This window comes from Hespellia stercorisuis DSM 15480, from assembly GCF_900142165.1.
GTDB classification, from domain to species: domain Bacteria; phylum Bacillota; class Clostridia; order Lachnospirales; family Lachnospiraceae; genus Hespellia; species Hespellia stercorisuis.
The window spans coordinates 1-3,186 of sequence record NZ_FQZY01000129.1; the positions used below are offsets into that span (position 1 = coordinate 1).

The window sequence follows — 3,186 nt, forward strand, 5'->3', positions numbered from 1 at the left end:
GCATGGAATAAATGCTTTTACAGCAATCAGAGAAGCCCTTTTAGGGAATTCCGATATCATCTTTAACTAATGGAGTTCTGAACAGTTACGAAAAAGTAATGAATGACGGTTCGATTGGTTCAACATTCAATGAGGGTATGATGAAAGTCGAGGGCGACACCGCCTATTGCGTTGACATCAACACCAGTTTTCAAAATGGCTACAAAACCCGTTCAGACGCAAGCTCACGCATGAGTGCAGACCAGATAGCGGACGTTGCCCTATCTCTGGAATACATCAAGCAATATGCGGATAGCCACAAAGGGCTGAACCATAAACAGGTATACTTGTTAGAACAATGTACCGTATGGCAACGATTAAGCGTTCATCTAGGTTGGAGCTGTGATAACGTCCGAGCTTCTTATGATGAAATCTCCAAAGCAACACAGGAAGAAGTTTTCGCTGGTGCTAGGGAATTTGTCAAAGCCAATAAAGGACGCTATGAATGTGGCGGTTATATCTACACAGGAAACGGACAGGACTTAGGGCAATTCTGGGCGAAACTTGCGGTAGGAAATGCGAACCTACAGAAAACCTCGTCCAATCCCACCGTTACCAGCGACAATGACTGTTATTCCATTGCTGGTGCGACCTATGGTGTCTATTCTGATAAGGTCTGCTCCCATGCTCTTGCCACCCTTACGACTGATAGTGACGGGAACACCGACACTGTAGAAGTAAAGGCTGGTACAGTCTACATCAAGGAAACGAAAGCCCCAGCAGGATTTAAGCTGGACACAAAGGTTTATTCCCTTGCAATTAAAGCTGGAGAAACTACCACACTGAAAGTCAGTGATACCCCAAAAGTCACAACGACTTTGATTGACCTGTTTAAAATCGACATGGAAACAGGAAAAGCAACGGCACAGGGTAACGCTTCCTTAGAGGGTGCGGAGTTCACTTGGAAATACTATGACGGATTCTATAACAAAGAGAATCTTCCAGCCGAAGCAACACGCACATGGACTACAAAGACGGTAGCCGAAAAGAACAGTGACGGGACGATTCACTATATTGCAAAGCTGGCTGACAGCTACAAAGTATCTGGGGACAGCTTCTATTCACAAGACAGTACAAATTGTCTGCCACTTGGGACTATCACGGTAGCAGAAACCAAAGCTCCAACAGGCTACCTGCTTGACGGTGCATATATGCAGGCGAACGGCAGTGAAGAACAGATAAAAGGCGTGTATGTAGCACAGATTACCGAAGATGGCGACCTTGCCGTCTTATCTGGAAGCAATCAGTATTCCGTATCGGACAAGGTTATCCGTGGCGGTGTAAAAATCCAGAAACGTGACCTAGAAACAAAAGATACAAAAGCACAAGGAAGTGCGACCTTGAAAGATACCGCATTTACTATCACTTCCTTAAATGAAAATCCTGTCTTGGTTAATGGGAAGTTACACGGCAAAAATGAAGTCGTAAAGACCATTCATACAGGGGTTGACGGTATTGCAACAACCGAAGCAGACACACTTCCCTATGGTTCATACCGTCTGGACGAATCCAAAGCCCCAGAGGGATATTTAACAGAGGGTGCAAAACCGATAGAGTTCGCCATTACAGAACAAGGGAAAATCGTTGATTTGACAGATGAACAGCACTCTATCTACAACCAGATTAAACGTGGAGATATTGAGGGTGTGAAAATCGGTGCTGGCACTCACAAGCGATTAGCCAATGTACCGTTTAAGATTACCAGTGTAACCACAGGGGAAAGCCACATTGTCGTCACTGACAAAAACGGGCAATTCTCCACTGCTTCTGAATGGGCTTCTCATAAGAACAACACCAACGCAGGAAAGACCAGCGAGGACGGTGTATGGTTCGGAACATCAGAACCAGACGACAGCAAGGGTGCATTACTTTACGATACCTACGAAATCGAAGAATTACGCTGTACTTCCAATAAGAATTACAAACTGATTCCAGCATTTGATGTGGTAGTGTCAAAAAATAAAACGGTCATTCATTTAGGTACATTGACCGATGAATACGAAAAAGGAATCACTATCCACACCACAGCTACCGACAAGACAACAGGAGAAAAGACAATCATTGCTGGAAAGAATGTAACGATTGTTGATACGGTTACTTTAGATGGATTGGAGAAAGGCACAAAGTATCAGTTAAAGGGCTGGGAAATGGTAAAGGCTGAAAATGCGGAGCTTGTCATTGATGGGAAGCGAATTGAGAACGACTACACCTTTACTGCCAAAGCTGAAAAAATGGAAGTCCAGATTGAATTTACGTTTAATGCTTCTGAACTGGCAGGAAAAGACCTTGTAACATTCGAGGAATTATACGACCTGTCCAATCCAGACGAACCTGTCAAAGTGGCTGAACATAAGGACATTGAGGACGATGGACAGACGGTGCTTATTACTGACCGTGTAATCAAAATCCACACCACTGCTACAGATAAGAATGGTAAGAAAGAAATCGAAGCAGGAAAAGACGTAACTATTATTGATACGGTCACATTAGAGGGCTTGGAAGTTGGCACAGAGTATCAGCTTAAAGGCTGGCAGATGATACAGAAAGAAAAAGCTGAATTACTGATTGATGGAAAACGTGTGGAAAATGACTACACCTTTACTGCTGACAGTGAAAAGATGGAAGTGCAGATTGCTTTTACTTTTAACGCTTCCGAGCTTGGAGGAAAGAGCCTTGTAACCTTTGAGGAATTGTACGATTTATCCAACCCAGACGAACCGAAAAAGGTTACGGAGCATAAGGATATTGAGGACAAGGAACAAACGGTAACCATCAAGGAAGTTCCCGAAACTCCCACACCAGAAAAGCCAGATACACCAGAATCCAGCACACCAACAAAAACCAGTAACGCCCCAAAAACAGGCGACACTACAAATATCTTAGGGCTTCTTGCCCTGCTTGCAACGTCTGGTGGTGACTTGGGACTTGCGTATTTCTTAAAGAAACATAAATCTAAAAACGTATAGGACGGTTTGATACAATGAAGCAAAAATGCCGTTCCCCGACAAAAAACGTGTCGGCAGACTACCTTTATTCGGGCTTGTCTGCCAACGACCTGCAAGAGAGCGGATTGTCAAGGGTGCTGAAAGCACAAGGCTTGCCCTTGGTAATCTGGGAGCTTGCTGGTATCAATCTATCTGCCCGAAT

Annotated in this window: 1 pseudogene; it reads left to right on the forward strand. The window is 44.2% G+C overall.

The annotated features are described in order from the left end of the window. Positions 1-89 precede the first annotated feature (89 nt). Positions 90-3,005, forward strand: a pseudogene (locus tag BUB85_RS20610) (VaFE repeat-containing surface-anchored protein); the annotation flags it as partial. Between the last annotated feature and the right edge of the window lie 181 nt (positions 3,006-3,186).